Source organism: Phaeodactylibacter sp., from assembly GCF_040219495.1.
GTDB lineage: Bacteria > Bacteroidota > Bacteroidia > Chitinophagales > Saprospiraceae > Phaeodactylibacter.
Genome location: NZ_JAVJSK010000001.1, coordinates 40,505 through 67,174, shown reverse-complemented (window position 1 = coordinate 67,174; position 26,670 = coordinate 40,505). Strand labels below are relative to the sequence as shown.

Annotated in this window: 17 protein-coding genes; 8 read left to right on the top strand and 9 right to left on the bottom strand. The window is 48.5% G+C overall.

Features of this window, described 5'->3' with window-relative positions:
• Window position 1: 1 nt before the first annotated feature.
• From RIC19_RS00200 to RIC19_RS00180, 5 genes are all read right to left on the bottom strand, one after another.
• Complete coding sequence (locus RIC19_RS00200) at window positions 2–1,132, bottom strand: DUF3179 domain-containing protein (RefSeq protein ID WP_350175610.1); 1,131 nt, start codon at window positions 1,130–1,132, stop codon at window positions 2–4.
• A 305-nt stretch (window positions 1,133–1,437) separates the two neighbouring features.
• Window positions 1,438–2,541, bottom strand: a complete 1,104-nt coding sequence (locus tag RIC19_RS00195) for a DUF3179 domain-containing (seleno)protein (protein ID WP_350175608.1) — start codon at window positions 2,539–2,541, stop codon at window positions 1,438–1,440.
• Window positions 2,542–2,643: 102 nt separating this feature from the next.
• Entirely contained in the window at window positions 2,644–4,086 is a 1,443-nt protein-coding gene (locus RIC19_RS00190) for a SusD/RagB family nutrient-binding outer membrane lipoprotein (protein ID WP_350175606.1), read from the bottom strand.
• 89 nt (window positions 4,087–4,175) lie between these two features.
• Window positions 4,176–7,391: a SusC/RagA family TonB-linked outer membrane protein gene (locus RIC19_RS00185; RefSeq protein WP_350175604.1), complete on the bottom strand. Its 3,216-nt coding sequence runs from the start codon at window positions 7,389–7,391 to the stop codon at window positions 4,176–4,178.
• Between the two features lie 224 nt (window positions 7,392–7,615).
• Window positions 7,616–8,329, bottom strand: a complete 714-nt coding sequence (locus tag RIC19_RS00180) for a pyridoxine 5'-phosphate synthase (protein ID WP_350175602.1) — start codon at window positions 8,327–8,329, stop codon at window positions 7,616–7,618.
• 168 nt (window positions 8,330–8,497) lie between these two features.
• Between RIC19_RS00180 and RIC19_RS00175 the strand changes: the two genes are divergently transcribed.
• From RIC19_RS00175 to RIC19_RS00165, 3 genes are all read left to right on the top strand, one after another.
• The gene (locus RIC19_RS00175; RefSeq protein ID WP_350175600.1) at window positions 8,498–9,406 is read left to right on the top strand and encodes a CPBP family intramembrane glutamic endopeptidase; all 909 of its coding nucleotides are present in this window, start codon (window positions 8,498–8,500) and stop codon (window positions 9,404–9,406) included.
• A 16-nt stretch (window positions 9,407–9,422) separates the two neighbouring features.
• Complete coding sequence (locus RIC19_RS00170) at window positions 9,423–10,259, top strand: phosphatidate cytidylyltransferase (RefSeq protein WP_350175598.1); 837 nt, start codon at window positions 9,423–9,425, stop codon at window positions 10,257–10,259.
• A gap of 77 nt (window positions 10,260–10,336) precedes the next feature.
• Window positions 10,337–10,987 carry a phosphatidylserine decarboxylase family protein gene (locus RIC19_RS00165; protein ID WP_350175596.1) on the top strand — a complete coding sequence of 217 codons (651 nt, stop codon included), beginning with the start codon at window positions 10,337–10,339 and terminating at the stop codon, window positions 10,985–10,987.
• A gap of 60 nt (window positions 10,988–11,047) precedes the next feature.
• Here RIC19_RS00165 and RIC19_RS00160 read toward each other — a convergent pair whose 3' ends face one another.
• Together RIC19_RS00160 and RIC19_RS00155 are read right to left on the bottom strand one after the other, a co-directional pair.
• Window positions 11,048–12,067, bottom strand: a complete 1,020-nt coding sequence (locus RIC19_RS00160) for a WG repeat-containing protein (RefSeq protein WP_350175594.1) — start codon at window positions 12,065–12,067, stop codon at window positions 11,048–11,050.
• Window positions 12,068–12,158: 91 nt separating this feature from the next.
• Window positions 12,159–14,744: an alpha-amylase family glycosyl hydrolase gene (locus tag RIC19_RS00155; RefSeq protein ID WP_350175592.1), complete on the bottom strand. Its 2,586-nt coding sequence runs from the start codon at window positions 14,742–14,744 to the stop codon at window positions 12,159–12,161.
• Window positions 14,745–14,911: 167 nt separating this feature from the next.
• On the opposite strand from RIC19_RS00155, the gene RIC19_RS00150 reads away from it, so the two are divergent.
• Both RIC19_RS00150 and RIC19_RS00145 read left to right on the top strand, forming a co-directional pair.
• Window positions 14,912–16,621: a T9SS type A sorting domain-containing protein gene (locus RIC19_RS00150; RefSeq protein WP_350175590.1), complete on the top strand. Its 1,710-nt coding sequence runs from the start codon at window positions 14,912–14,914 to the stop codon at window positions 16,619–16,621.
• A 151-nt stretch (window positions 16,622–16,772) separates the two neighbouring features.
• Window positions 16,773–17,495, top strand: a complete 723-nt coding sequence (locus tag RIC19_RS00145) for an outer membrane beta-barrel protein (protein ID WP_350175588.1) — start codon at window positions 16,773–16,775, stop codon at window positions 17,493–17,495.
• A 3-nt stretch (window positions 17,496–17,498) separates the two neighbouring features.
• Here RIC19_RS00145 and RIC19_RS00140 read toward each other — a convergent pair whose 3' ends face one another.
• Both RIC19_RS00140 and RIC19_RS00135 read right to left on the bottom strand, forming a co-directional pair.
• Entirely contained in the window at window positions 17,499–18,791 is a 1,293-nt protein-coding gene (locus tag RIC19_RS00140; protein WP_350175586.1) for a carboxypeptidase-like regulatory domain-containing protein, read from the bottom strand.
• A gap of 53 nt (window positions 18,792–18,844) precedes the next feature.
• Entirely contained in the window at window positions 18,845–19,372 is a 528-nt protein-coding gene (locus tag RIC19_RS00135) for a biotin transporter BioY (RefSeq protein WP_350175584.1), read from the bottom strand.
• A 306-nt stretch (window positions 19,373–19,678) separates the two neighbouring features.
• On the opposite strand from RIC19_RS00135, the gene RIC19_RS00130 reads away from it, so the two are divergent.
• From RIC19_RS00130 to RIC19_RS00120, 3 genes are all read left to right on the top strand, one after another.
• Entirely contained in the window at window positions 19,679–20,491 is an 813-nt protein-coding gene (locus RIC19_RS00130; RefSeq protein ID WP_350175582.1) for a LamG domain-containing protein, read from the top strand.
• Window positions 20,492–20,579: 88 nt separating this feature from the next.
• Window positions 20,580–20,933 (top strand): hypothetical protein, encoded by a 354-nt coding sequence (locus RIC19_RS00125; protein ID WP_350175580.1) that lies wholly within the window; start codon window positions 20,580–20,582, stop codon window positions 20,931–20,933.
• Between the two features lie 271 nt (window positions 20,934–21,204).
• Window positions 21,205–26,511 carry a PKD domain-containing protein gene (locus RIC19_RS00120; RefSeq protein ID WP_350175578.1) on the top strand — a complete coding sequence of 1,769 codons (5,307 nt, stop codon included), beginning with the start codon at window positions 21,205–21,207 and terminating at the stop codon, window positions 26,509–26,511.
• Window positions 26,512–26,670: the final 159 nt, after the last annotated feature.

Below are 26,670 nucleotides of genomic sequence, written 5' to 3'. Positions count from 1 at the left end.
TCTAAAAATCGCTAAACTGATACACCCTGGCTTTCCCGTTCACAATGACGCTAAACACCCGCTGCTTTTTGGGCAAACGATCATCATCGTACAAAAGCGGATAAGCCACCAATGCGCTGCTTTTGTAATCTCCGTATGGATAGTCGGTGTAATCCCGGTTATAGCCAGTTTCTTCACTCATAATGAGCGGCGAAGGAGATAAGCCCCGCCAGGTACCCCAGGAGGTTTCCACAAATGGCAGCAGTTCCAGTCGCTCCTCCATCCGGTCACCAAAAACAGCGGTTGCCTCCAGTTGATGCCAAAAACTCTCCGTAGCCCGATCAAATGAAAGAAGGTTACTATTGTATAGTAAGCCAGACACACCAAAGCCGGCATCCATATCGGCAGTTGAACGTTTCCAAACTTTTCCAGTTCCCGTAAGGGGGCAGTAGGTAACCGTTACTAGGGTCCCTCCTACTTCATCATTAATCACCTCGTGCCAGTCAAGAATTTTATGCGGGTATATTTTGGTCTCCCCGTTTTGGGAAACGACGATGACGAGGTCTTCATCTTCCATATAAAAGGGATGGTCCGGATCTATAGAAATGGGACTATAGTTTATGAAAGGGGGTTCATCAAGAGCAGGAATACCATCGAAGCCTGTCCCCTGCCCTACGTAAGCGGTAGGAATTTGCCAATCAGCGGAAGTGTCCGGGCTAATATTCACGCTCCGTTCACCAATGCCCCATAAATCAAGCCCAGGGTAGAACGCACCAAATACAAACCAATATCCAACACCTGAATTAACGTATCCCAATTGAGCCCCTTTATCCGGACCAAAGGTGGCTTTTCCAAAAACATTCCAACGGTTACCCTGCTCGTCCTCCATGATGACCGGAAGTTGCCCCTGTACCGGTGTGAATTCCCTGACCGCACCATCAACCTCCCGACTGAATGCTACGATGAGGTTCCGGTTGCTGCTGCCTGCCACTACAATGGGTATTCCATTGAACTCTTCCTGAATAAGTTTTACAGAAGTTGACCCACTCCCTCCACCTGGACCTGTAGATACAGGCACACTACCTTCTTCTTCTCTGCACCCGGAAGAAAAGAAAAACAATACTGCAATTAGTCCTATTAAATATCTGCTCATGATTGTCAGTTTTGATCTCTTGACGATACTGTTGCTAAAAGGGAAGTCTCCATTCCTTATCTTAAAGAGATTACTTCGACCCATTTTTAAAGATAAGTATTGAGTGGGTATGATACTGTCGGAGCAAGAACACTAAGTGACGAACGATTAATAAGTGTCGTGTTTAGATAGGTCAGCGATTTTTTCTTTAGCCAAGGCGAAGGTTCCCGCCCTTAGTGGCGCTAAGGGCGGCGGTTCTTTAACGCTGGATAAAGGAAAAAGCGCTCCTAGAAAACCGACAGTTATTGATTGCTCGTCGCTAAGCCCTAAAAACTGGTCATCCTGTATACGCTGCACGTCCCATCGATGATCACCCCAAACACCCTTTCTTTGGGCGGCAACCGGTTATCTTCAAACAATAGCGGGTAAGTAATACGGTCATTAGTCGGATAATCACCGTAAGGGAAAGTATTATAAGGATGGCCCTGCTCCTGTATACCAGAGACCACGTTGGGAGTGGGGTCGACCAGTTTCCATGCCCCCCAGGTAGTTTCCAGAAAATGCCGTAATACCAGCTGTTCTCCTTTGCGTCCACCGAATATGCATCGCCCTTCCAGTTGCCACCAGAAGCTCTCTGTGAAGCGGTCAAAAGCCAGCATGTTATTATTATAAATTACACCTGATACGCCGTAGCTAATGTCACCTCTTTCCCAAACCCGGCTAGTCCCTGTAAGAGGGCTATAGGTAACCGAAACCGGTATTCCCCCAATTTCATCATTGATGATCTCGTGCCAGTTTAGGATAGCGTGTGGATAGACTTTGGTGTCCCCATTGATTTCCACAACAACGACAAGGTCGTCATCTTCCAGGTAGAAGGCCTCCACGGGGTCGAAGGAAAGGGGGTGATAGTGTATAAATGCCGGATTATCAAGTGCTTTAATCTCATCGAAGTCAGCCCCTTGTGCCACGCCATCCTCGGGAATATCCCAACCAGAAAGCGTATCCCAATGGAGAGGCGCAGGAATAGCTCCTTCTCCGAAAATCTCTATCCCAGGATAAGAAGCACTAAAAACAAACCAATACCCCATCCCCGCATTCAGTGGATGAAGGTGACCGCCCTGATCCGGACCGCTTACTGCGCGTCCCATAGCATCCCAGTCGTTGCCATATTGATCGGTCATTATTACCGGAAACCGCCTTTCGGTCACCTGAAACTCCAGAATACGCCCCTCAAACGTACGCTCAAAAGCGACGGCGAAATTACGCCCCTTGCTCCCTGCGATAACGATAGGCGTACCTGCAACGTTTTCCTGAATAAGCCGGGTGCTTAATCCTGTGGAAACACCCACTTCAGGAGTTGGAACCACGGTAGATGATTCACATCCCATCCAAAGCAGTACGGAGACTAAACTGAATACAATACACCTCATAAGAACAAAATCATTGGTTTTGAAATGAGTAAGGGCTGTTGCCACATCAGTAACAACAGCCCCCACAACAGATATCGAGTGTAAACCTCTCTATCTTTTAACTTAGTTCACGTCCCACCACAACTTAGAACTCAGATCGTTTGGAGTAGAAGTAACAGCCTGCAGAGAAGAATTGTTACGCGTCTGCTCACTAATAGGGTAAGGCAGACGAACAGGGATAACATCGTTGGTAGCCGCAGCGGGTACTTCCAGCTGAGGGTAGTCTAAACGACGCCACTCTGCCCATGCCTGAGGACCATTCATGTAGAATGCAATCCACTTCTGCCAGCCCAAAGACTCTTTCCAGTTGTTGGCATCATAGGGGTTAGCCGCAACGTAGTTAGCGATCGCTGCTTCGTCCGTAATGCCCCAGTAATTCATGGAAGCTTCAACGCCTTCTGCGTAAGCAGCTGCAGCATCGCCAGTAAGAACACCGCGCTGTACCGCTTCTGCTTCGAGGAACTTCACCTCAGCATAATCCATGATTACAGCAGGTGCTGTTGCTTCACGTACCAATCCACTTGGACGGGAGGTCGTGGACTTCAGTGCGAAGGCTTCGCCGTCAGTCAAACCGTAAGGCATACCTACAATATCACCACTGTTTGTAGGAGCCGCAAATACGCCAAGGCGAGGGTCACCCATATCCGTTAGGTTATTAACCAGTACGTCGGTTACTGCAAAATCGTCACGGTTATTGATGGTTGCATCAATGAATAATGGATTAGCAATATTGGGGTCGTCTGAAAAAGCAAACAAAGCGTTATCCTCGTTGCTTTCCAGCATTCCACCTTCTGCGGCCTTAGCGATGTAAGACTTGGCAGTAGACTCATCCACATCAACAATACGCATAGCCATACGCATCATCAGGGAGTTGCCCAGCTTGCGCCACATATCAACATCACCATTATAGATCAGCTCGCCAGAACTGAATGAGCCAGCAGTCGGGTCTAGTGAATTAACCGCAACTTCCATACGAGCCAACAGATCCATATAGATGCTCTGCTGTGTATCGTAAGCAGGCAGCGGGAATTCAATACTCTTAAGCGCCTCTGTGTAAGGAAGGTCGCCGTAAGCATCCACCATACTGTGGAAAGTGTGCACCATCAGGATTTCAATGATCGCCGTTTGGTTGGCACGCTGACCTTCATTAAGTGTCTCGTCATCATTGATCATCTGCTCAGCAACATCAAGTTCTCTGAGTACATCAGAGTAAAAATCGACCCACTGTACATTGAAGTTATTGCCATCAACAGTGTAGCGAGACTCTTCCGCATACTCATTCTGAGCCCAGTGTTGTACGCAAAGCATTGTCCATTCCGCGTTGTAGCCACGGCTCCAGAGTACGCGATTGACTTGATACTCTGCTTCCGTTACCAGATTGATAGCAGGAACGTCAATCGGATTATTGGGATCAACGTTAAGGTCTGTGATGTCATCACAGGCTGTAGCCCCAACGAACAAGACGCTCAGCAACAGGGCATACTTATATTGAAAGATAAATTTCATCGTTAAAGTTTGTTTTAGTTAAAGGAACGCGAACAAAACGTTTTGCGAGCAACAGCGTTGCCCGCAAAACATTTCAGTTGCGTTAAAATTTAGAGCTTGAAGCTCAGGTTTACACCCATAGAACGGGTAGAAGGCACCTGAGCGTTCTCAAGCCCCTGATCGTTACCAGCACCAGTAATGATCTGTGGATCAAGGTAGGGCAGGTCAGCAGTCAGGATAGCCAGGTTACGGCCAAATATAGATACCGTCACGTCACGGAATGGCGCTTTGCCGAACAGGCGATTCGGAATCTTGTAGCCCAGGCGAACGTCACGCAGCTTGACAAAGCTGGCTTCGTATACGTTTGGTGCTGCACGGTTCCAGTAAGTCTGATGGTAAACCAGTGGGTTAACCGCAATATCGTTAGGTGTGCCGTCTGCTTTTACACCGGGCAAGATCAAACCATTTGCACGTATGTCAGACTCACCGTTGAAAGAAACTGTTTCAGGGTGCATACCGGAGTACTTAGACCACTGTAGAGAGGTAGAGTGGATTGCACCACCTTTCTGGAAGTCAAACAATACACTACCAAATAGCCCCTTGTAACGGAACCCGGTCTGCAAGCCACCAGTCCAGTCTGCAATTGCAGAACCTAAGAATACACGCTCATCAGTGAACTGGTAGAAACCATCTTCGTCCACCAGGCGCTCACCGTCTTCGTTGAAAACGTAGTCCTGGCCAAAGATTGCCATATAAGGCAAGCCCTCAGCGATACGCAGGTCGGCCGCCCATGTATTACCACGTGCGATACTCTCAACACCGTCAGCAAGGCTAACCACCTCATTGTACTGGCGCAGCGCATTCAGGCGGATATTCCACTGGAAGTCTTCTGTTTCCACAGGAATGATGTTAACCTGGAATTCCACACCGTAGTTGCGCATCTCACCAGCGTTACGCACTTGTGCGGTGTAACCCGTTGCAGCAGACGCAGGCACTGTGAATATCTGGTCTTCAGTAGTACGGTCATAGTAAGCGACGTCAACACCGAAACGACCATTGAACATCCGCAGGTCAAGGCCAAATTCTACCTCAGAAGTAAGCTCCGGCTTGAGGTTTGAGTTATTCTGTACGTTAGGCACTGCATAACGAGGGTTACCCATATAATTAGGCACCTGCGGTGAGAAAACATCTCTCAGGCGGTAAGGGTCAGCATCCAAACCTACTTGTGCATAGCTGGCACGCAGCTTCGCAAAAGAGATTGGCCCAATCGCTCCACCGAACATTGGCAGATCTGAAATCACTGCACTCAAAGATACAGATGGATAGAAGTAAGAATTCTCTCCACTAGGTAGTGTGGAAGACCAGTCATTACGAGCAGTAACGTCCAGGTACAGCCAGTTATCCAAGCCGATAGAAGCAAGACCAAAGGCACTGTTAATACCCCACTGCTGCTCATTTGTTGAGACAATAGGAGAAGCCAGCGAGTTGCTGATATTAAAGAAGCCGTCAAGTGCCAAACCACCATTGGTTTCAGCAGAAGTACGGCGCTGTAGCTGACGCATGCGGTTACCACCTGCAACCAGGTTCAACGAGATCCGGTCAAAGTCTTTTGAGTAGTTCAGCTTTACTTCCATATTCGTTTCCTGGAAGCGGCGCTCTGTCTCACCGTAGTAAGAAGTTTCAACGGATTGTACCGGAATGCCTTCACGGAGGCTAAACTGATAGAAATCCGTACCTACGCGACCAGAAAGCGAAAGGCCTTCTGCCAAATCAACAACCACCTGACCGTTACCAAAGAAGCGGTTACGTGTGTCTTCCTGTAAGTAGTTATTACGGACCCAGTATGGGTTATCAAAGAAGTTTGGTCTTTCATCGAAGAACAAGAGATTGCCATCGCCATCTACCTGTGGGCCACGTGGGTTCCAAGTCTGCTGTGTTCCGTCAGTACGCACATCGTTGCTCAGGCGGTCCAAATCCAGCTGTGTTTGCCACCACTGCGTAAAGGCCTGCATAGGGTTACCGTTGTTGTAACCTGTTACGTTACGGTTTTCTGCATCCGTACGGATATAGTTACCAGCAAGCTCAACGCGAACCCGGTCATGAATCTTATAACCAGAGTTGAACGTAATCGAATTCCGCTCAAGCTCACCGTTGGGCATCGTACCGCTTTGGCTGAGGTTGGTATAGCCCAGGCGGAAGTTACCTTGGTCATTGGCACCGCTCAGCGCAACGCTGTTCTGCAAGGTCTGTCCGGTTTCGAAGAAATCTTCGTAACCCGCGTTCGGGGCTACCCAGGGGCGTACTTCTTTGTACATTGAGTTACCTGGATCCCAGCTGTCCCAGTGCCGTACCAGTCTGTTCGGATCATACTTAGGACCCCATGAGCCATCCTTAGAATAAGAAGGGTACAGGTATTCCTCTCCATCCTGTGTAAGCGATGCAAAACCACCGTTTACATTAGGGTCTACAATCGCACCTCCACCATATTCCTGCTGGTGAGGGATAAGGTTGTTCACCTGGTCGAAAGTCATGCTGGAGTTCACCTCAACACCGATACCCTTGCCTTTACGGCCAGAGCCATCTTTAGTAGTGATCAGGATCACACCGTTTGCACCACGCTGACCATAAAGAGCAGAAGCTGCCGCGCCTTTCAGTACGGTCATGCTCTCGATGCTTTCAGGGTCAATATCCTGGATGGTGTTACCATAGTCATATGCAGTGGCACCACCAAAACCAGTCATCTGATCGTTTGAGGCAAAGTTGGAGTTATCCAAAGGAATACCGTCTACAACGAAAAGTGGTTGATTGTTACCCAGGAAAGAGTTGGAACCCCGAATGGTAATCCGGGAGGAGCCGCCCAATGAAGAAGGCGCACCCTGAATCTGAATGCCCGCAACTTTACCATTGAGGGAGTTTACAACATTCACTTCCTTGGTTTCTGCCAGTTCTGCACCTTTTACTTCCTGTACAGAATAGCCAAGCGATTTTTCTGCGCGCTCAATGCCAAGTGCCGCAACAACGACCTCCTGAAGGTTAATCCCTTCTACCATAGTAATAGGCAGCCTGGTTTGCGAGCCCACTTCCACCTCCATGGTTTCGAAGCCGGTGTAACTAACAACAAAAACTGCATCATCACCTTTAACATTAATAGAGTAAGCTCCATCAAAATCGGTAATCGTACCCGTCGTTGTTCCTTTGACTAAAATACTGGCACCCAGGAGAGGGTCGCCGTTTTGGTCACTGATCGTACCAGTAACCGTTCGCTGTGCGAACATGGAACCAATGGCAAAGACCACCAGTCCCAGCACTAGTGAAAGTTTTTTCATACTAATTACTTTTTGTTTTAAAACGTAGAGTCAAACGCTAAAGTAGCGCTTTTCACAAACATAAAAAGTTTAAAGGTTAAGTTTTTGTTAACCTTCTGTCAATTTAACGCAGGGAGTTTCTATTGCGCTGCCTTGAAATATCAAATAAATCCTTTTCTCCCAGTGCCTTTTCTCCCAGTTCACCACACCAACTGCCCAAATTCACAAAATCATATTTTCTCTCCTTACAGCTGCCGCAAATATAACTGTATGGTGTTCGACAGCCCAAAATAGAGTGCATCAGAAATCAACGCATGCCCGATAGAGACTTCCAGCAAGCCTTCGACCTGCTCCTGGTAAAACCGAAGATTATCGAGATTGAGGTCGTGCCCGGCATTAATCCCCAACCCGGCTTCCCGGGCTACTTTTGCAGCCTGAACGTGAGGCGCAACGGCTTTATCCCGGTCTGATTCAAACTGTTTGGCATAATCTCCGGTATAGAATTCAATGCGGTCGGCACCTACCGCCTTCGCCCCTTCCACGTACCGGGCAACCGGATCGACAAAAATGGACACCCGGACACCTGCTTCATGCAACTGCTGGGTAATGTCTGTCAGAAAAGCTTTGTGCTTAATGGTGTCCCACCCCTGATCGGAGGTCAGCACATCGGGGCTGTCCGGGACCAGCGTGGCCTGGGTGGGCTGGTGTTGCTGCACCAGCTTCATGAATTTTTCGGTAGGATTGCCTTCTATATTGAATTCGGTGGTATTTACTGCTTTTAGCTGTGGGATATCGCTGTAGCGGATGTGCCGCTCATCGGGGCGGGGGTGCACGGTAATGCCTTCTGCACCAAAGCGCTCACAATCTTTTGCGACCTGCACCAGATCAGGCAGATTGCCGAGCCGGGCGTTGCGGATCAGAGCGACCTTGTTGATATTTACACTGAGACGAGTGGGCATGAGTTCGTTATTTTTTTTGGATTCGGGTTAAATCGGTAAAACGTTTTTGGAATGGCTTGGTTGCTTAGGGAAGCTCCTGCGTTGGCCGCCTTTTTTTAAAACCCCAGCGGTGGCGGCGTTGCGGGTTGCCACAATTTTTCTAACTTCGACCGGAATTGACCTTTTAACATGGATACAGAAAACTTGTCGCCTTTAGGCATTCTGTTGCTGCTCATCCTTTTCATGATGGTGGGCGCTGGTATTGGCAGCGGGCTAGGCTACTTAGTCGCACAGTTGCAAGCGCAGGATTTGCCAACCGTAATGAGCAATTTTAATGAGAACAGCCCCTTGCAGGACCGCAACCTGATACGAGTGGTGAACCTCTTCTCTCAGCTTTTTGTATTTACCTTTGCTGCAGGGATCACCGCATTTTTGGTCTACCGGCAGCGGTGGTATCAATACTTCAATTTACACCGTGGGGCCTCGGTTAATATCTTCTCAGCTGCTATTGTGCTGATCTTCGGTATCTTCATCCTGTCCCAGTTTATGTATTGGGTCAACCAACAGCTGCCGCTGCCGGATTGGGCCAACAGTATGGAAGGGGAAGCTACCGAAATGATCAAAGGGATACTGGTCATGAATTCGTTCAGTGAATTCCTGCTGACCCTGTTTGTTGTTGCGGTTTTGCCTGCTATTGGAGAAGAGCTCGTCTTTCGGGGCATGGTGCAACAGCAACTGGAAAGAGCAACCCGGAACCCAGTACTCTCTATATGGATGGCCGCTTTTATTTTCAGTGCTTTCCACCTGCAGTTTGCCGGCTTTCTGCCCCGGATGCTACTGGGTGCCGGGCTGGGTTATCTGTTTTTATGGACGCGCAGCCTCTGGGTGCCAATCATCGCACACTTTTTTATCAACGGCATGCAGATTGCCGGGCAGTATATACAAAGGAATGCCCTGGCTGAATCTACAGTAGAAGAGGTCAATTGGTGGGCGACCGCACTGTCGGTATTATTGATTGCCGGATTGAGTTACTATCTTTACCACCATTATCTAACGAAAGTAAAACCAACTGAGGCTGAAGCACCCCTGCAGCCTTAACAGATTTAACTGTAGCATGAGTGGTCTGACACAGCGTGCCATTACCGGGTTTGTTTTTGTGCTAATCGTTACCGGTTGTATTTACGCTGGTCCGATTAGCTTTGTGATCCTGATTGCCATCATCACCGGCGGGGCGCTCTGGGAGTTTTTCGGGTTGGTGCTCACCAAACAGCACCGCCGGGATATGATCAGAAGAATGCTGGCTCTGGGGCTGGGTATAGTGCCCTTCTTCATGAGCACCATCGTGCAGCTCGATTTGGTTCGCAACCGGGAGTCTTTCATCGCCATTTCGGCCTTGTTGTTTTTTCCGCTTACCTTTTCGGTATTCATTTATGAGTTGTACACCAAATCGGAACGGCCTTTCGTGAACGTAGCGTTCGTGATGCTGGGCATGGTATATATAGGTGTGCCCTTTGCCTTACTTTTGTTTGTGGCATTTGATGAGCAGGTGTACTATCCGAATATCATTTTTTCATTGTTAGTGATGAACTGGGTCAATGACTCCGGAGCTTATCTGGTAGGATCAAAGCTCGGTAAAACCCCTCTTTTCCCGCGGATTTCTCCGAAGAAGACCTGGGAGGGATCTGCCGGGGGGATGGCACTGACGCTAATCTTCGGTATGCTGTTGCACTATACGTTCCAGGAGCTGGCACTTCAGGACTGGCTGGTTTTGGCCGCTATAGTGGTCGTCTTCGGCTCTCTGGGCGACTTAGTAGAATCTATGCTGAAGCGAAGCGTACAGATTAAAGACTCCGGAGGGCTACTCCCCGGGCACGGTGGCTTGCTGGACCGCTTTGACGCCTTTATTTTCCTGCTGCCTTACGCTACAGCTTATCTCTTGTGGATCAGATAAAACATTATTCTTCCGGATGTACTTAGGATATGGGATCTTCCTCCTAAATTTACGGCAGATTTAACAGAAAACATCTTATGGCAATCATACACCGCGAGGGCCACCGCATGCTTATCGTTTTGGGCATCATCTTAGCTGCCCTTAATGTAGGAATATACTTTACCTGGCCTGGTTTCTTATGGCTGAGTACCTTGGTATCTGTAATCCTCTTTTTACTGGTCCTTCAGTTTTTCCGTAACCCCACACGGACCATTCCGCACACGGACGACACCCTTGTCTATGCCCCCGCTGATGGGCAGGTGGTCGTGATTGAAGAAGCGGAGGAAACCGAATACTTCAACGGCAAACGCCTGCAGGTTTCCATTTTCATGTCGCCACTAAACGTTCATGTCAACCGCAACCCACTGGGGGGCGAAGTGCGCTACATCAAGCACCACCCAGGCAAATACCTGGTCGCCTGGCACCCCAAGTCTTCCACAGAAAACGAGCGGACGACAGTGGTCATTAAGAATGGTGAATCCGAAGTCTTGCTCCGCCAAATCGCAGGTGCCGTCGCCAAGCGGATCCGCAACTACCTCAATGTGGGGCAGCAGGTGACACAGGGCAGCGAGATGGGCTTTATCAAGTTTGGCTCCCGGGTAGACCTCTTCCTGCCATTAGATGCAGCAGTACAGGTGAATATAGGCGACAAGGTAAAAGGGAATAAAACCGTGATTGCGAAAATTTAGAGCGTAAAAGCTCAGCAAAAACAAGGCTGCGAAGCGTGAAATACGCTGCTTTATTTCGCACTAGCGCTCCGTCCAGATGACCTCGCCCTGCTCATTAATATACTGCCAGCGGTTTTGGTAAACCACTTGTGCCAGCCCGGCCCTGAATGGCAGTGCAGCCTGATAACGAGGTGGAATACGCCAAACACCATCCGGACCGATGTAGCCCCAGTGCCCTTTATTTTTGACTTGTGCCAGACCGCTGGAGAAGACGCCGGCATCCTGGAAGCCCGCCTTGATCACCAGGTTACCCACAGAATCAATGTAGCCGTAGCGGCCATGCAGCTCTACCGGAGCGCGGTCGTCCCCGAAATCACCGGCAAAGGTATACCTCGGTGGCACGAGCAGCGCGCCCTCTGTATCAATGAAACCATAGTAACCATCCTGCACAACAGTGGCCATGCCATTGAAGAACTCTCCTGCCATTCCCCCTTCCGGGGTTTCAAACTGTGGCTCAAGGAGCAATTGCCCGCCCTGATCGATCAACCCCCATTGCTCTTCCTGCCAAACCGGGGCGACGCCACTTCGGAAAGCCCCCGCCCGATCGTACTGAGGCGTAATGGCCAGCATACCGGTTTTATCAATATACCCCCATTTCTCCCCAATCTGCACAGCAGCCAGGCCTTCGCTAAAAGAAGAAGCGGCATCAAATTCGGGCTGAATAGCCCACTGCCCGTCGGGCCCGATAAACCCAAAATAAATGCCCCGGGCTACCGGTGCCAGGCCTTCGGCGAAATCGCCTGCTCCATCAAAATTAAGCGGTATTTCTAAATCCCCTCTCCGGTTGATGTAGCCCCAGCGGCGCACGAGCTGCACCCGGGCCAGCCCTTCCTCAAAAAAGCCAATGAAGCGGAACCAGTGCTTGAGCAGCAAACGCCCCATCTCATCCATGTGCACCAGTTTGTCATTGAACCGGACCCGGGCAAAGCCGTTGTAAAAATCTTCTGCCTCAAGATACTGCGGCTCAACGACTACATCACCGATACGGTCAATGAAGCCGTACCGGCCGCGATCACGGATGATGTAAAGCGGACTGTCCATAGGCAGTTTTGAAAAAAAATTCGGGCGAATATACTCTATCCAATTGGCTTTGCCGCATTGCCATCGCGCAAATCTGCTCACCGGCGGCGCATTAGGAGCGGCTGACGGTTAATTTCAGAACCCGGACGCTGCCTTCGTGCTCCAGGCGGACAAAGTAAAGCCCCGTTGGGCAGGCACTAAGGTCGAGCGTATGTGTACGTCCTGCAAAAGAGGTGCTTTTCAGTACCTGCCCGTCTGACCGGAGAAGTGTCAGTTGCACTATCTGGCCATCATACTTCCCATCCAATTCTATAGTAGCGGCCTCCTGTGCCGGATTGGGGAATACCCGGGCCTCAAGTTGAACGGGTGCAGCAGCCTCATTACTGGCCGGTGTCTCCAGGGACAACCGGAAAATCCAGTTTTCCCAGGCATCAAGGATGGCATTACCAATCACCCAGTTTTCAATACCTCCGGAGGCATTTACCGTAAGGGTCCCCATGTACGTATCCGACTGGATTTCGGTAATGCTGTATTCGCCGGCAGGCAGGGAAGAGACTGGAAGGTTGAAAGTGGTATTGAAAAAACTGTTAAAACCCATATTGGCCACCATCACCAGCGCTTCTTCTTCCAGGATACGGGCATAGCTCAGGATTTCTTCCGAGTCGGACTGCACATCAAGCAGATAGCCCTTTCGTAAGGCTTCCTCCTCGTTACGCAGGTGTACCAACCGGCGGTAGATATTGAGCAAAGAAGACTCATCGTCCTGCATATCCGCCACGTTATTAGCCGGGTAATTTCCGCCCAGGCCAATCCAGGGCGTACCGGTGGTAAAGCCGGCATTGGTCCCGCCGGTCCATTGCATGGGGCGACGGATATTCTCGTGCGCACCGACACCCAGCATGCCGACTTCTTCACCATAATAGATGAAAGGGACTCCGGGTAAAGTCAGGTAGATGAATGCCGCCTGGTGCATCTTGTAATCCAACGCCTGAAACTGATGATAGATACGGTCGATGTCGTGGTTGGTCAGGAAGGTCGCGTATTGCAATTTAGGATAGCCTTCCTGAATGACGGCGAGCTGCTGCCGGATTGGCGTAGCGCTGTTGCCATTGATGCCCCCGATGATGCCGTAGGCGAGGTCAAAGTCAAAGCAGAGGTCCAGGCGGTCTTCCGTTACATAGGGCAAAATGGAAGCGGTATTGGACCACACCTCGCCTACTGTAACAGCATTGGCATCAGTATTCTTATACAACATCCGGAAGTCCTCGAGTAACTCAAAGGTTTCCGGGGTATTTTCCATTATGGAGCCATCTTCATCCAGGTACTTGATCGCATCAAGGCGGAAACCATCCACGCCTTTGTTGAGCCAAAACTCAGCGATGTCAAAGATTTCTTCTTTCACCGGGGGATGGCTGTAGTTGAGGTCCGGCATGCCGCCCCAAAACAGGCCATAGTAGTAATCGTCGTTGCGTGGGTGCCAGACCGTCTGTCCCCACGGGCCAATGAAGCCCGGATTTGAATCCGACCACACGTACCAGTCCCGGTAGCCGCCCAGGCTGTTGGCCGATTGCTGAAACCAGGGGTGCTGATCGGAGGTATGGTTCATGACAAAGTCTATGATGATTTTGATGCCCCGGTCGTGGGCGGCTTCCAGCAGGGCTTCGAAATCCTCCATGGTGCCGTAGTCCGGTTCTGTGGCATAATAATCCGTTACATCGTAGCCATGGTAGGAAGGCGATTCCATCATGGGCATCAGCCAAATGCCGGTAATGCCCAGGTCGGTATCGGTATCCGGGTCGCCATCGTTGAGGTAGTCGAGTTTTTCGATGATGCCCTGAAAGTCGCCGATACCATCGCCATCGCTGTCGTAAAAGCTGCGGACGAAGATTTCGTAGAATACCGCATCGTTCCACCAGTGCGTTTCGAAGTCGAGGGAGAAAGCCGGGTCGCAGAGGGTGCAGCTGTTGAAGCAATACACCAAAGGTCCGGCGTCACCTGCCTCCGCCTGTACCATACGGACCCGCTGCCCATCCGGCCCTTCCACCGAACAGTCCAAAGGCGGTGCCTCCAACGTGCTGCCATTGAGGAATACATACTGATAGTCACCGGGAGGTACGCTTAGGCGGGTTTCGAATACACCGTCCCCATCCTCATCCTGTAAGGGGATGGCAGTGGGGTCCCAGTTCTCCGGCAGCCCGGCTGCTTCCTGGAAGTCGCCCATCACGAAGACGCCCTCGGGAGCGACCGTTTCCATTTCCATATTGACGGCGAGGCGCAGCGTGGCATTACAAGAGTCGAAAGTTAATGCCGGAAGACTTAGCCCGGCCTCTCCTACTATCACCTGACGGTTGAAGTTGCCGCCACCATCGCCAATCGCGCAATCTGCAGAAGGCAGCTCCGGTTTTTCATTCCAGCTGCTGCCATTGACAAATTTGTACAGGTAAGTGCCGGGGGGCACCTCTACGGTCAGTTCATACACCTGGTCTCCGTCCGGGTCCGCCAAAGGGGAAGCACCGGGCATCCAATCCCCGCCGTACCCGGCTACAGCCTGAAAGTTGCCGGCAACGTGCACACCGTTGGGCGACAGGGTTTCCTGGCTCATGTCTACCCGAAAGGTTAGGGGGACAGGTTGGGCAGAGCTGGCAAAGGAAAGGCTAAGCAGCGATAAAAGGCAGGTAAAAAAGCGGAATGAATTCATATCAATGGATGGTTAAAACAATGCGACTAATACTGGTAAAGGTAAGGAACAACCTCCAGCTATCGGGCTTCATCCGTGATTGATTTGTTGGTTGCCCGACGCTGCTTTATTTTTTGTTGGCGTTTACAGTGTCATTGCACTATATTGAAGGAAAAACCCCAACGTCTATGAAATGGTCTCTCTTTTGCGCTGCTATTTTGTCTGCTACGATTACCACTACCGCTCAGGTCGAATGGGCGCTCGACGAGTCATTCCCGGATAGCATTAAGACTTTTGTAGTGTCTCAGCGGGGGGAGCACTTGCTTAATTTCACTTTCAAATTTAGCCCGGACCCTCAACCAGGCGGGTCTAGAGAGCATAAATTGGTAGTCAGCAGTGAAGAAGAGCCTGAGGTCTTTTTTATAGCCGTACAAGAGACCCACGAGTACGGTGTCACGCTTGATATTTCAGATATTATCGAACTCCCGGACTCCACAATTGTCATCCCCCAAATCGAAGGGTGGGTAGATGAGTGGGGCTTTGGAATCATTGAGAGTCTTTTTAGACGATATAATACCAGCTGGGAACAGGAAGGGCTTGCCTGCGGTCACCACTTTTCTCATGATTTCAACAGTGGTCCCACAGGGAATGCTTTTCCGACCGGTGAAGTAGCATTTTTTAGCCCGGGGGCTGCTCACTTTAACCTCGACAACCCTCATGGCGGTAAGTATTCTATGCAGTCCTGTCAACCATTATGGGAATCCTTCTTTGAATTCCAGGTGCAGGATCAAACGATCACTTCGGATGGGCGCTTGATCTATACCGGTCCTACTGGCTTGTACACGATTTCCGCACAGGGAGCTCCAACGGCTCACTTTCCGGAATGGCACTTCAGCCGCATCGAGCCCAATCCATACAACGGCATCATCGGCTACCGGCACGATTCACTTTTTGCCCTTTCACCTGATTTTGAAATCCTGCAGGCCGCTGATTTCACAGCCGACTCTATTTTGGATTTCTCAACCGGACACGGCAAGGTAGCCGTGCTTACGCAAAGCCAGCAAGCCTATATTTTCAATGACAGCCTTCAATTGCAGGGCAGCTTCCCTTTGAATGAGGATAGTGAATTTTGGCGCGTCGATGTGGGTTCGGAATACCTGGGGCTTGCCGGGCTGGAAACATTTGGCTCCGATATGCCCACCGGAGGTACAGAAGCCTTTTTCTCCACTTCCTACACCTTTGAAGGCGAAGACTTTGGGCTCGACCGGGACCTGGGCGTTGTTGGGTACCAATTAGGAGCGGTGCGTTACACGCAGGGCGATCCGGCTTTTCCAGGGTTTAGCCGGACTTACTTTGACTCGGTTGTAGTCCAGGTACAAAATTTCGGTGACGAAGCTGTCAGCCGGTTCAAAATCCGGTCTGGTAATCGTCCCGCACGCTTTGCCTATGATGTCGAAGGGCAGGACCTTCTCCCCGGCAATACTTTACAGGTGACACTAAGCAATTTCTGGATCCACACCGAGGGCGACGCGGGAGACCTGGAGCCCGTTTGCTTCTGGACCTCACACCCCGACGACAAGACCGATGCCAATTCAGGGAATGATGGCACTTGCGCTGATTTTGTAGTCAGCACGCCAGACGTCCAAAAAGCAATTGAATTTAAGGTCTTTCCTAACCCCGCTCAGGATCAGCTATTCATTGACTGGGGTGGTTCCAGGTCCGCCAACTGCCGTATTGTTCATCCCACGGGGCAAATCATGGAACAATTTGTGCTGCCTGTACAAGGCAACAACCCGCTCCAGGTAAACATCAGTCAGTATCCGGCGGGCGTGTATATCCTGTCCTTCCAGACTTTGGAAGGGGAAAGTGCAGCAAAGCGGTTTATCATCGCCCGGTGAGGCACGCCTTTTTAGAGCTCCACCTCCACCCCAAAAGTTAAGGTACTGGCCGGCAGGTAGATATTGCACCTGTCCATACCCAGAAAATATTTATTTGAATGCAGCGTTAAACCTGTATCCCAGTTCTAAAAGTGAATCAAACACCCTAGATATGAGACCTATAACCTTCCTTCCTGTTGTTTGTATCCTGTTTTTTAGCTTTTCCGGAACTGCCCAAAGCCGTTTCTCCTTCGGCCTGGAGCTATTCCCACATGCATCCTGGGAGCAGGATCCGGTTATTGAAGATTTCGGGCCGCGGTTTTCCAAACACGCTGGCATGCAGATTGGCTATCAGTTGGGTCAGAATTTCCGGCTGCAGTCCGGGCTGGCCTACACGGAAATCGGCAGCCGCTTTAAGTTCGATGGAGATGATCTGCGTTGGGGGACACAGCACAACGGTCAGGGCGGCTTTGACCCTGACATTCCTACCCCGAATATAGGGACCGTTACGAGTCAAACGATCAACCGATTTGTCGAAGTGCCTATACGGTTGACTTATCTTTCGCCCGGGGAGCAAACGCGGTTTTACCTATCCGGTGGTATCGCTCCCCGTTTCCACATACAATCGGTCGGAAAAATCCGGCATGAACTGCCTGATAACGCGGGGGTAGACCGCCGCACCGAGCCTATTTCCAACGTTGACTTCGACCGGTTGCAGCTGAGTATTCTGGGCAGTGCAGGCGTGGAAATGAACCTGGGTGGAACGACCTTCTTCGCAGGCCCCCGCATTCAATTCCAGCAACTCACTGGTGAATCAGAGTCGCTCACAGGGCCCAATGCCTTTGAGTTCGGGTATGTGCAATTGGGGCTGGAATTTGGGGTACGGTTTTATTAACCCTCACCAGAGCGCCTTGGTGTAGAGGCGCTTAACGTCAGAAGCAGCGTGGGCAGTAGGCGTACCCAGTACGAACGCCATGCTGTTGTAAATGGCTATTTCATCGTAAAACAGGATATTAAGGGGCACTGGCTCCGCTATTTGCCCTGTGTTCAGGTCAATTGGCGCAAGCAGATAGCCGGTCTCGTCGCGCAGCAGCGCATAGAATGCTTCCGTTTTTAAATCCTGAATGACCCGGCCGTTCCAATCTTTGTGTTGTACATAATGCGCAGGTATTACCTGTTTTTGCCGGCCTTCGGCATCGAAATATTCAATTCGCTGTTCATCGTGGTTGAACAGGATCAACTCCCCGCCGGTCAGAAAGAGGAAGTTGTCCTGAGGGTTCTTGTAAAATACCCGCTGCAGGAAGTCCGCGTCTGTTTGGCGGGTACGGATGTAATCGTTTTCCGCTCTGGATACATCACCTGTGTTGGAAATCGACTGGCCATCCATAATCAGGCCGAGGTCTGCCATATAGTTGTCTAGCTGCTCCGCGTAAAGGACCTGCCGGAAGTTATCGAGCGCGCCATTGGTCAGGCTGGCCCTCAGGTACCGCTTGAGCAGGCCCTGATAAGCCACATTTTCATAGTACATTGCTTCTTCAGTACTGCACCGGCAGTCGCGGTAAGCACCAATATAATCGGTATACTTCATGGTTTCCAAGGGTACGATTTGCGCACGGGTATAGCCCAGGTTGATGTAGCGGTAATTGGCCAGCAGGTAGAGGCGGTTGCGGCAGTTGACCTCAATATCAGTGACCCGGCGCAGATCGATCTGCTGCTCAAAAAGCAATATTCCGTCCGGGGAGCGGACTTCAATCCAGGCGTTGCTCCCGGTGCGTTTCCGGCTAAGGGTAAAGAGGTAATCATCCCAAATGGCAAAGGCAAAAGGCAGGCGGTCTTCCGGACTGAGCTGCCGGAGTTTTTTCTGAGCAAGGACCTCTACCAGGGGCAAATTAGCGGGTACGGGTTGAAGGGTAATCTGAAGCGCATCTGCCTGTTCCACTACTACCGTATCTGTGAGGTAACCGATTGCAGAAACACGGATTTGGGCGGGCCATTCCCGGACGGAAAGCTCAAACTGCCCGTCTGCATCAGCGGCAGTGCCCGTCTTTTCCGTTAGGAGAAGCAGGTTGGCGAAAGGGATGCCCTGGCCTGTTTGCGAATCCTGAACAATACCTTTGAGAGAGAAAGTCTGCGCGGAAAGGCAAAGCGACATCAGGCAGCACGATGCAACAGTCAGGAGTTTCCATTTCATAGCCCATTCCTTTTATTATTGACAAATGAGCGGCGATGTGGTTCATGTCTGATCTAAACCGCTCTGCGCTTCCGGAGCATACTCCAGGCGATGAAGCCCCCCAGCAGTATTTTCACGATAGCACCCGGCCAGAATGGATAGAAGCCGTATTCCAGTGCCTTGCCCCATCCGTACAGGTAAGTCAGCCACAGCAGCCCACTTCCCACTATAACGGCTGTGCCCAGCCCATTGGCCAGGAGGCTGTAGCCCAAATGCAGCCCCCATCCCCGACGGCGCAGCCATCCCATGCCTAGTGCTGCTATAAAAAATCCGATAAGAAAGCCCCCGCTACCCCCCGAAAAGGACGACCATCCGCTGCCCCCTTCAGCAAAGACCGGCAGCCCCAGCCCACCGAGCAGCAGGTAGAGCAGCACTGCTCCCCCACCCCACGGGAAGGGCAGTAAAAACCCGACCAAAAGCACGGCCAGGCTTTGTCCGGTGATGGGGATGCCGCCCAGGGCTTCCGGTGTCTGAATGCTCAGCTGAGCCATAAGTGCGAGGAAAAGCAAGCTTAGTGCCAGGTTGATCAGGTGGGTGGTCATGGTGGTTTGGTTTTAAATCGTAGCAGTATCAAAAATACAAAACAGAAAATCAATATACTTAGTCTGCTATAAACCAATTTTTTGAATGCTTTTCATACGCTTTCATAAGTTTTCATCTTCCTAACATGTAGCTAACCATCTATCTTGAGTTCAGAAACACAATTATAGTCACAAAGATTGGCAAGTATGTTTGTAGACTGATTTTTCAGGGTTGCTTTTTACGTCACTGTCGATTGAAGTTACTGCAGCTGGCAACGTAAAATTAGTTTAGCAATCACCACTTTCCAATCAATAAAAATGAAAAACATGAAGCATTCGACTCTAATTATGGGTGTGGTACTGATGATGGTCACACTACTGACTCTTAGCGCTTGTAAGGATGAAGAAGGCGAAGCGCCCCCTGATCTCTCTATACAGTTGCAGGAAGGGCTTGTCCTTCACACTCCCTTTGATGGTAATGCTGAAGACATGGTTTCCGGTCAGGCAGGCGCTCTGGAAGGGGGCGTAACTTTTACCGAAGATAGGAATGGGGAAATCAGCAGAGCCGTCTATTTTTCAGGCTCGACTTATGTGGAGTTTCCTTCCAGGTCAGCCTTTAACTTTAGCAATACTCAGGACTTCTCTATTTCCGCTTTTGTGAATCCAGATGAGCAGCCTGATAATGGTAGTGGATCAAACGATATTCTTGCTAAGTGGTGTAAAGATGGGAATTGCAGTCAATATGGCTATCCGTTTAGCGTAAGAATAAATTTTTCAGAGGGAGAGCAGGATTTGCGCTTTGTGGGTGGGAGATTTACCGGCAATGAATGTGACAGAGGGAACTCAATCGGAACCGAAGAGCAAAGAGCTGATCAGTGGTCTCATATCGTTTTTCAAAAAAAGTCAACGCTTATGTACTACTATCTTAATGGAGTTCTCGTAGCCACTAAAGATGATGACGCTAACGATACTTCAGGCGGCTGTTCAACCCAAAATGCCTCTCCGCTCCGCTTTGGAACCAGAAACCCTGAAGCTACTACTGCCGGAGGACGTAGTTACTTCAAGGGGTCCCTTGATGATGTACGCATTTACAATCGTGCGCTGACAGAGGAGGAGATTGAGTTTTTGGCGAATAACTAAAATGGTTAATGCGTCTGCTCGCTTAGGGCACTCCTGTTATGCACCTGTAAAGCGATTTTGCCTGTCGCCCTTTTGAAAAGAACAAATCATGAAAACAACATTCACATTGCTTCTTTATGCTTCCTTGCTGCTCATGCACTTACCGAGCCATGCTCAACGGTTCTACGAATACGACGGGGAATCTTGGTACGGCGGAGGCCTTGTTGCCAATCAATACTCCATCAGTAACATTTATGAGATGCTTGTTGATGAATCCATTTTCCTGCTCACGCCGCATGAAGAGCGGAGCGTAAATGCGACAGGGGGCAGCTTTTGGATTCGATATGGAGCGCCTTATTCTGACTTTTTTATTGAAGGGCAATTCTCTTTGCTATCGGTATACAAGCCACAGGGGCAGTTTGAAACGAAAAAAGAAGAGTTTTACATTGCGCTTACAGTCTAAGCGACGCGCGATTAATAAGTGTCGTGTTTGGCTAGGGTAGTGATTTTTTCTTTAGTCAAAGCCTGCCCCGCAGCATTGCGGGGGCGAAGAGCCTGTCCCGCAAAATTGCGGGATTCCTGCCCTTAGTGGGGCTAAGGGTAGCGGTTCTTCAACGCCGGATAAAGGAAAAAGTACTCCTGGAAAGCCCACAGTTATTTGTTGCGCGTCGCTAAGCAACTGCATGGAAACGTTTCTTGATACTCATCATAGACTTTTATTAAAAATAATATTTATGAACAAGTATATTTCACTATTTGTGTATTTTTTTCCAGCTATTTTATTTACTCAAACGGTAGAGCATATAGAAGATTATGTGTTTAATAACTCTTCCTCCCCTCAGCCATTTGAATATACAAACTTTGTATTACCCACTTCCGATGGGGGGTATTTGCTAGTTGGAGAAACTCAACCTGTTACAGATTCAGGAGATGCTATAATAATAAAGTCTGATGCAAGCGGAAACGAAGAATGGAGAATCGTTGAGGGAAGCAATTTTTTTGATGATGCATTCTATTCTGCGGTAGAAGTCAACGGACATTTTTTTGTAGTAGGTAGTTACGGTGGGCGAAATGGTTCCTTGATATCCGAATACTGGATAATGAAAGTAAATACTGCCGGTAATATTGTCATCAATAATCATGAACTTATACATGGCGAAAATGGCGTAGCACTCACGGTCGAAAAAACCTCCGGCGGGAATATTATTGTTGGCGGTTACCTTACGAATGATCCTGGCAACGATACAAGTACCGATGGCTACTTTAAAGTTTATAGATCAAATGATTTATCTACATACCCCTCTGTTAGCGATCCGATTGAAGGGTACTTCCTTGATGGAAAAATAGGGAAAATTGATGCTCAAATAGGAGGTTCAGGATTTTATTTTTTTGGAGTTCGATATTTTGAGGAACGACCGAATGGTGACCCAGAGTATTATTGCATAGATCCGAACTTTCAGGAACCCGGTCAGAATAGAAGCATTCAGCCGGTGGTTAACCCTAGAGGTGATGTTGTTGTACGGAAATATAATGCGATAGGTAATAGCCTTGTACTTGACTTTGGATTTAGATATGGTGGCGCAACAGCGGACAGTTTTATTGACGGAGTCGCGACTAAAGACGGTGGCTTTGCTATGCTTTGTAAAACAGAGTGTGCTGGCTTCCCCGGCGATATTGGATACAATAATATATGCATCCAGCCCAATGGTGATTTTAATCCATACTGGATACTGAAAAGAGGAAATGATTTTGTCGAATGGTTTAAAAGAGCTCCTTACGATGATGGCGTTGATGGAAATATTGCAACTGAAGTTTATGAGACCCCCTTCGGCATCATCGAAGGCTGTACAGCGGGTGAACTACTAGTGGGAGTAAATCGTGAAGAGTTTGGAGGTTTGTCAACGTACATTTCTAATGAGACTTCAAATACCTCTTCAACATTGGTGACCAAATCTAATGTGGGGACGCTGAATGCTTACCGCTACGTAGATATTGCGGCAGGCCATGGGAATGAATCATTGCTAGCTGGGAGTTTTTCACCTCCTATTTTTCAAGCTTTAATGGCGCTGTCCCGTTTTTCTCCTGAACCAGAATGTACACTGCCCGATCTTACGCATTCAGGAAATTGTAATTATTCTCTAGAGGATGGCCTACTCAAAATGGAAGTAGTGACCATTGAAAATGACGGTTCAACTTCAAGTACTAATACTTCATTAGGAATTTTTTTATCTACTGCTCCAGATGATGATAACCTGTCATACGCTCAGAACTACCTCGGTTTTGTATCAATCCCGGGTTTAAGCCCCGGAGAAAGCTTCACCACTTCAATAGAGGTTGACCTTTGTAGTAATAATATCAGTAGTGGAGACTACAGTGTAGGCCTTACTGTGGATCCTTTTCAAACCATAGAAGAATCCGATGACAGTTTCGACGATAATACAGGATATTGTGTAGACCTTATAAGTTTAGATGAAGAAGATTGCTCTCCTTGCATAAACCCAATATTCTCCAGTGATTGCAGTAACCTTACATATAAATATGATGGCAGTAGCTACGAATTTATTTGTACCGATCCTAACTTCGCAAGCGGAAATGAATGGATAAGGAATGGAACCCCTGTATCTGGCGCAATCAACAGCACACAAGAGTTTTCATTCCCTACTGATGGCAATTATACAATTTGCTATCCTTATTTTGATAGTGATGGTTGTTTACAATATTGCTGCGAAGATTTTTGCATTTCTGCACCAGCTTCCTGTGAGCATAATATTGCTTATACATTTACTACTACCGGATATGAATTTACGCTTGAGGATACTGGACAACAACTTACCTGGTATACAGTATCCTCTGAAGATAATTTTGATGAAAGTTCTTCGGCAAACTACTTCCTACCCACCCAGCCCAACTGTAACCCTTTAACTGTATGTGCACGATATTATGACCCTGTTTCTGATTGTTGGCGCACTTGCTGCCGGGACGTTACACTTTGCGACCCCTATGAATGCGGGCTCATTGACGTAGGCTATACCCAGGAGTCCGGATACATCTTCAGCCTCGATTTCCAAGGCGCTACACAGGCTACGTGGTACGATGACGAAACCGGGCAGGCTATAGGCGCAGGCGCTCAGCACACCATTCTCCCACAGCCCGGAGAATGCGGATACCGCTATATCAGCGTGCGGTTCTGGGACGGCATCGCATGGCGCATCTGCTGTTACGCAGTATATGTATGCGACCCCTATGAATGCGGGCTCATTGACGTAGGCTATACCCAGGAGTCCGGATACACCTTCAGCCTCGATTCCCAAGGCGCTACACAGGCTACATGGTACGATGACGAAACCGGGCAGGCTATAGGCGCAGGCGCTCAGCACACTATTCTCCCACAGCCTGGGGAATGCCGATACCGCAATATCAGCGTCCGGTTTTGGGACGGCAACACATGGCGTATCTGCTGTCGAATTATATATATTTGCAACCCTGAAGCACCTGATTGTTTCGCTATATGTGATGAATGGATCGTCTCCGAATTAACAGAACTAAGCAGCAATTTTGACTGCGATGGTGGTCTTTCGGGCTGTAGTTATAAGTTATCATCAGCAGAATTAAACGGGGAAACAGTAGTATTGATTGATGGAATATGCTTTAATGATGCACCTTTTCAATTCCATAAAATATACGATTGCTCAGGGGGGATAATAGAAAGCTGTAATACCATACAAGATGATACTCAAACTTGCGAATCTGGAGATGGTACTTTATTAGAAAGCCTGACTAATATTGAGACAGTGTGGGGATGTGATGACGGTCTGCCGGACTGTAGCTTTGATAGCGTGTTTGTTTCACCATCCAATCCGAATAGCTGCGATGACATTACACTAACCGTAAATGGAGAATTTCCAAATTCTTGTCAATCAATACTTAGTTCAAGTATAGCTTTTAATGGGAACATAATTGAAGTTGACATTCAGACACAATTCGCTTCAGGGCAGTTTTGTCCGGAAGTGATCACCCCCTGGTCAGAATCATTGCCAATAGGCACCCTGCCTCCGGAGACTTATCAAGTCCTCGTTTTTAGAGATGGAGTAGAAACTACTAGCCTGTCAATAGATATCGAACAATGCTGTGAACCTCCTTCAGCTGGTTTTCAGTACGAAATACAAAATGATACCATTATATTCAATAATGGATCAACAGGTGATGTTGTAAGCTATTTTTGGGATTTTGGCAACGGCAATAACTCACCATTGGAAAACCCCACTTTCAGCTACGCATCGACTGGCAATTACACAGTTTGCCTAACAGCAACAGGAGGGTGCGGAGAAGATATCTATTGCGAAGATATATTATATCAACACCCTGATGACTGGGTTTCTTTCAAAGTCGTTCCTGATCTTTGTGGTGCAGCAGGTGAAACGGTGGAAGTGCCAATTATAGTTGAAAATTTTGAGCAAGTGACTAATTTTCAATTCAGTTTACAGTTTGAAAACCCTGCTATTGCTACTATTGAGGAAATCAATTTCAGTAATGCTATAGGGGGCAACCCAATATCAAATGTATTAAATAATGGTGGAGAGGGAATCGTGATTTGGTACTCTGGAAATGCGGTTTCACTGGCAGATAGTACAGAGGTGATATATATTACGGTCAGACTGGAGAGTGATATTGAAGGCTGCTCGAATCTATTACTGAACGGAGAAGTTGCTCCGGTTTACGCAGAGGCTGTATTCGGTGATATGTCTACCCAAATCAACCTTTATTTAGAGGGTGAAGAAGTCTGTTTGTGCAGCACCTTTTCAGCATGTGGTGTCGTAGAGCGGGAAGACGGATTGCCTGTTGAAAATGTAGAGGTGGTGGCTACTGATGACGAGGGTGTTGAGTTTTTCACTTTAACCGATGCGCTTGGGGAGTATTGTTTCCCAGAACTGGAAGCAGGAAAGGAATACGTGATTGCTCCACAAAAAGACATCAATTACCGAAACGGCGTAAATGCAGGAGACTTGTTCAGAATTCAACGCCATATTCTCCTCTTAGACCAGTTGGAAACTCCGTACCAGATAATTGCTGCCAATGCAAGTTTGCCGAATATGATTAATAGTGGAGATTTGGCAGATATCCAGCGGTTGATCCTCTTTCTTACGGATCATTTCGAGGACGTGGACTCCTGGCGTTTTGTGCAATCAGATCACACCTTCAATAACCCAAACAACCCTTTTGAAACCCAATTCCCGGAGCAACGGGTACTTACGAACTTATCGGATGATATTACAGATGCAGACTTTGTTGGAATTAAGATAGGAGATGTCAACAATAGCGCTGATCCTGCAAGTATTATTACAACTGAGAACCGGAGCTTAGATGCACCTCTCCGCATTTGGTCAGATACTGCTTCAGTTGTACAAGGGGACACTGTAAATGTAGAGCTGAAGGCTAGCGGTTTTGAACAACTTTTTGCTCTTCAGTATTCACTAGCTTGGGATTCAAGCCAATTAGAGCTAGTTGGGGTTGGTGATGATAATGAACTACTTGATTTATCGCCTAACAACTATAGTATTACACCTCACCGTTTTTCAATGGTATGGTTTAATGCCCAACCCGTTACAATTGAAACTGATTCTATCCTACTCAGCCTGAAGCTTGTTGCAAAATCACCTCCTGGTGAAAATCTTTATGTCTATTTAGACAATGAACCAGTCCCGGCTTATGTTGAAGGAGTTCAAGGTGAAATGGATTTGGTTATACCAGATATAATAATTAACGTTGTTCAACCAGTTCGTACTTCCAATGTAGAAAAGGAGAGCGATTATTGGGACATCGCCCCCAATCCCAGTAATGACTTCTTCCAAGTAATTAATAAGGTTGGGAAGCTCCCGTCGAGAGTTGTTCTGCATTCAATAAATGGTTCTGAGGTGAAGGTATGGGAGGATTGCGAAGTAGGGCAATTGTTTGATATCCAGGGTTTGAGTAGCGGTATGTATTTGGTCGGTGTTTATACAGAGCAGAGTGTTGTGCTAAAGCGTTTAGTCATTATTAAATGATTTTCAGCATCGAAGGTCAATATCTTTGAGCTTATGATCTCAGCCTCATGGAACAAACAAAGCCTTGATCTGTAGAAATACGAGAGGTGAAAATTACCGTTTGGTATCATTAATAGATTCAATGTTATTTGAGTCTTTAAGAATCAAGGTTTGAGGAAT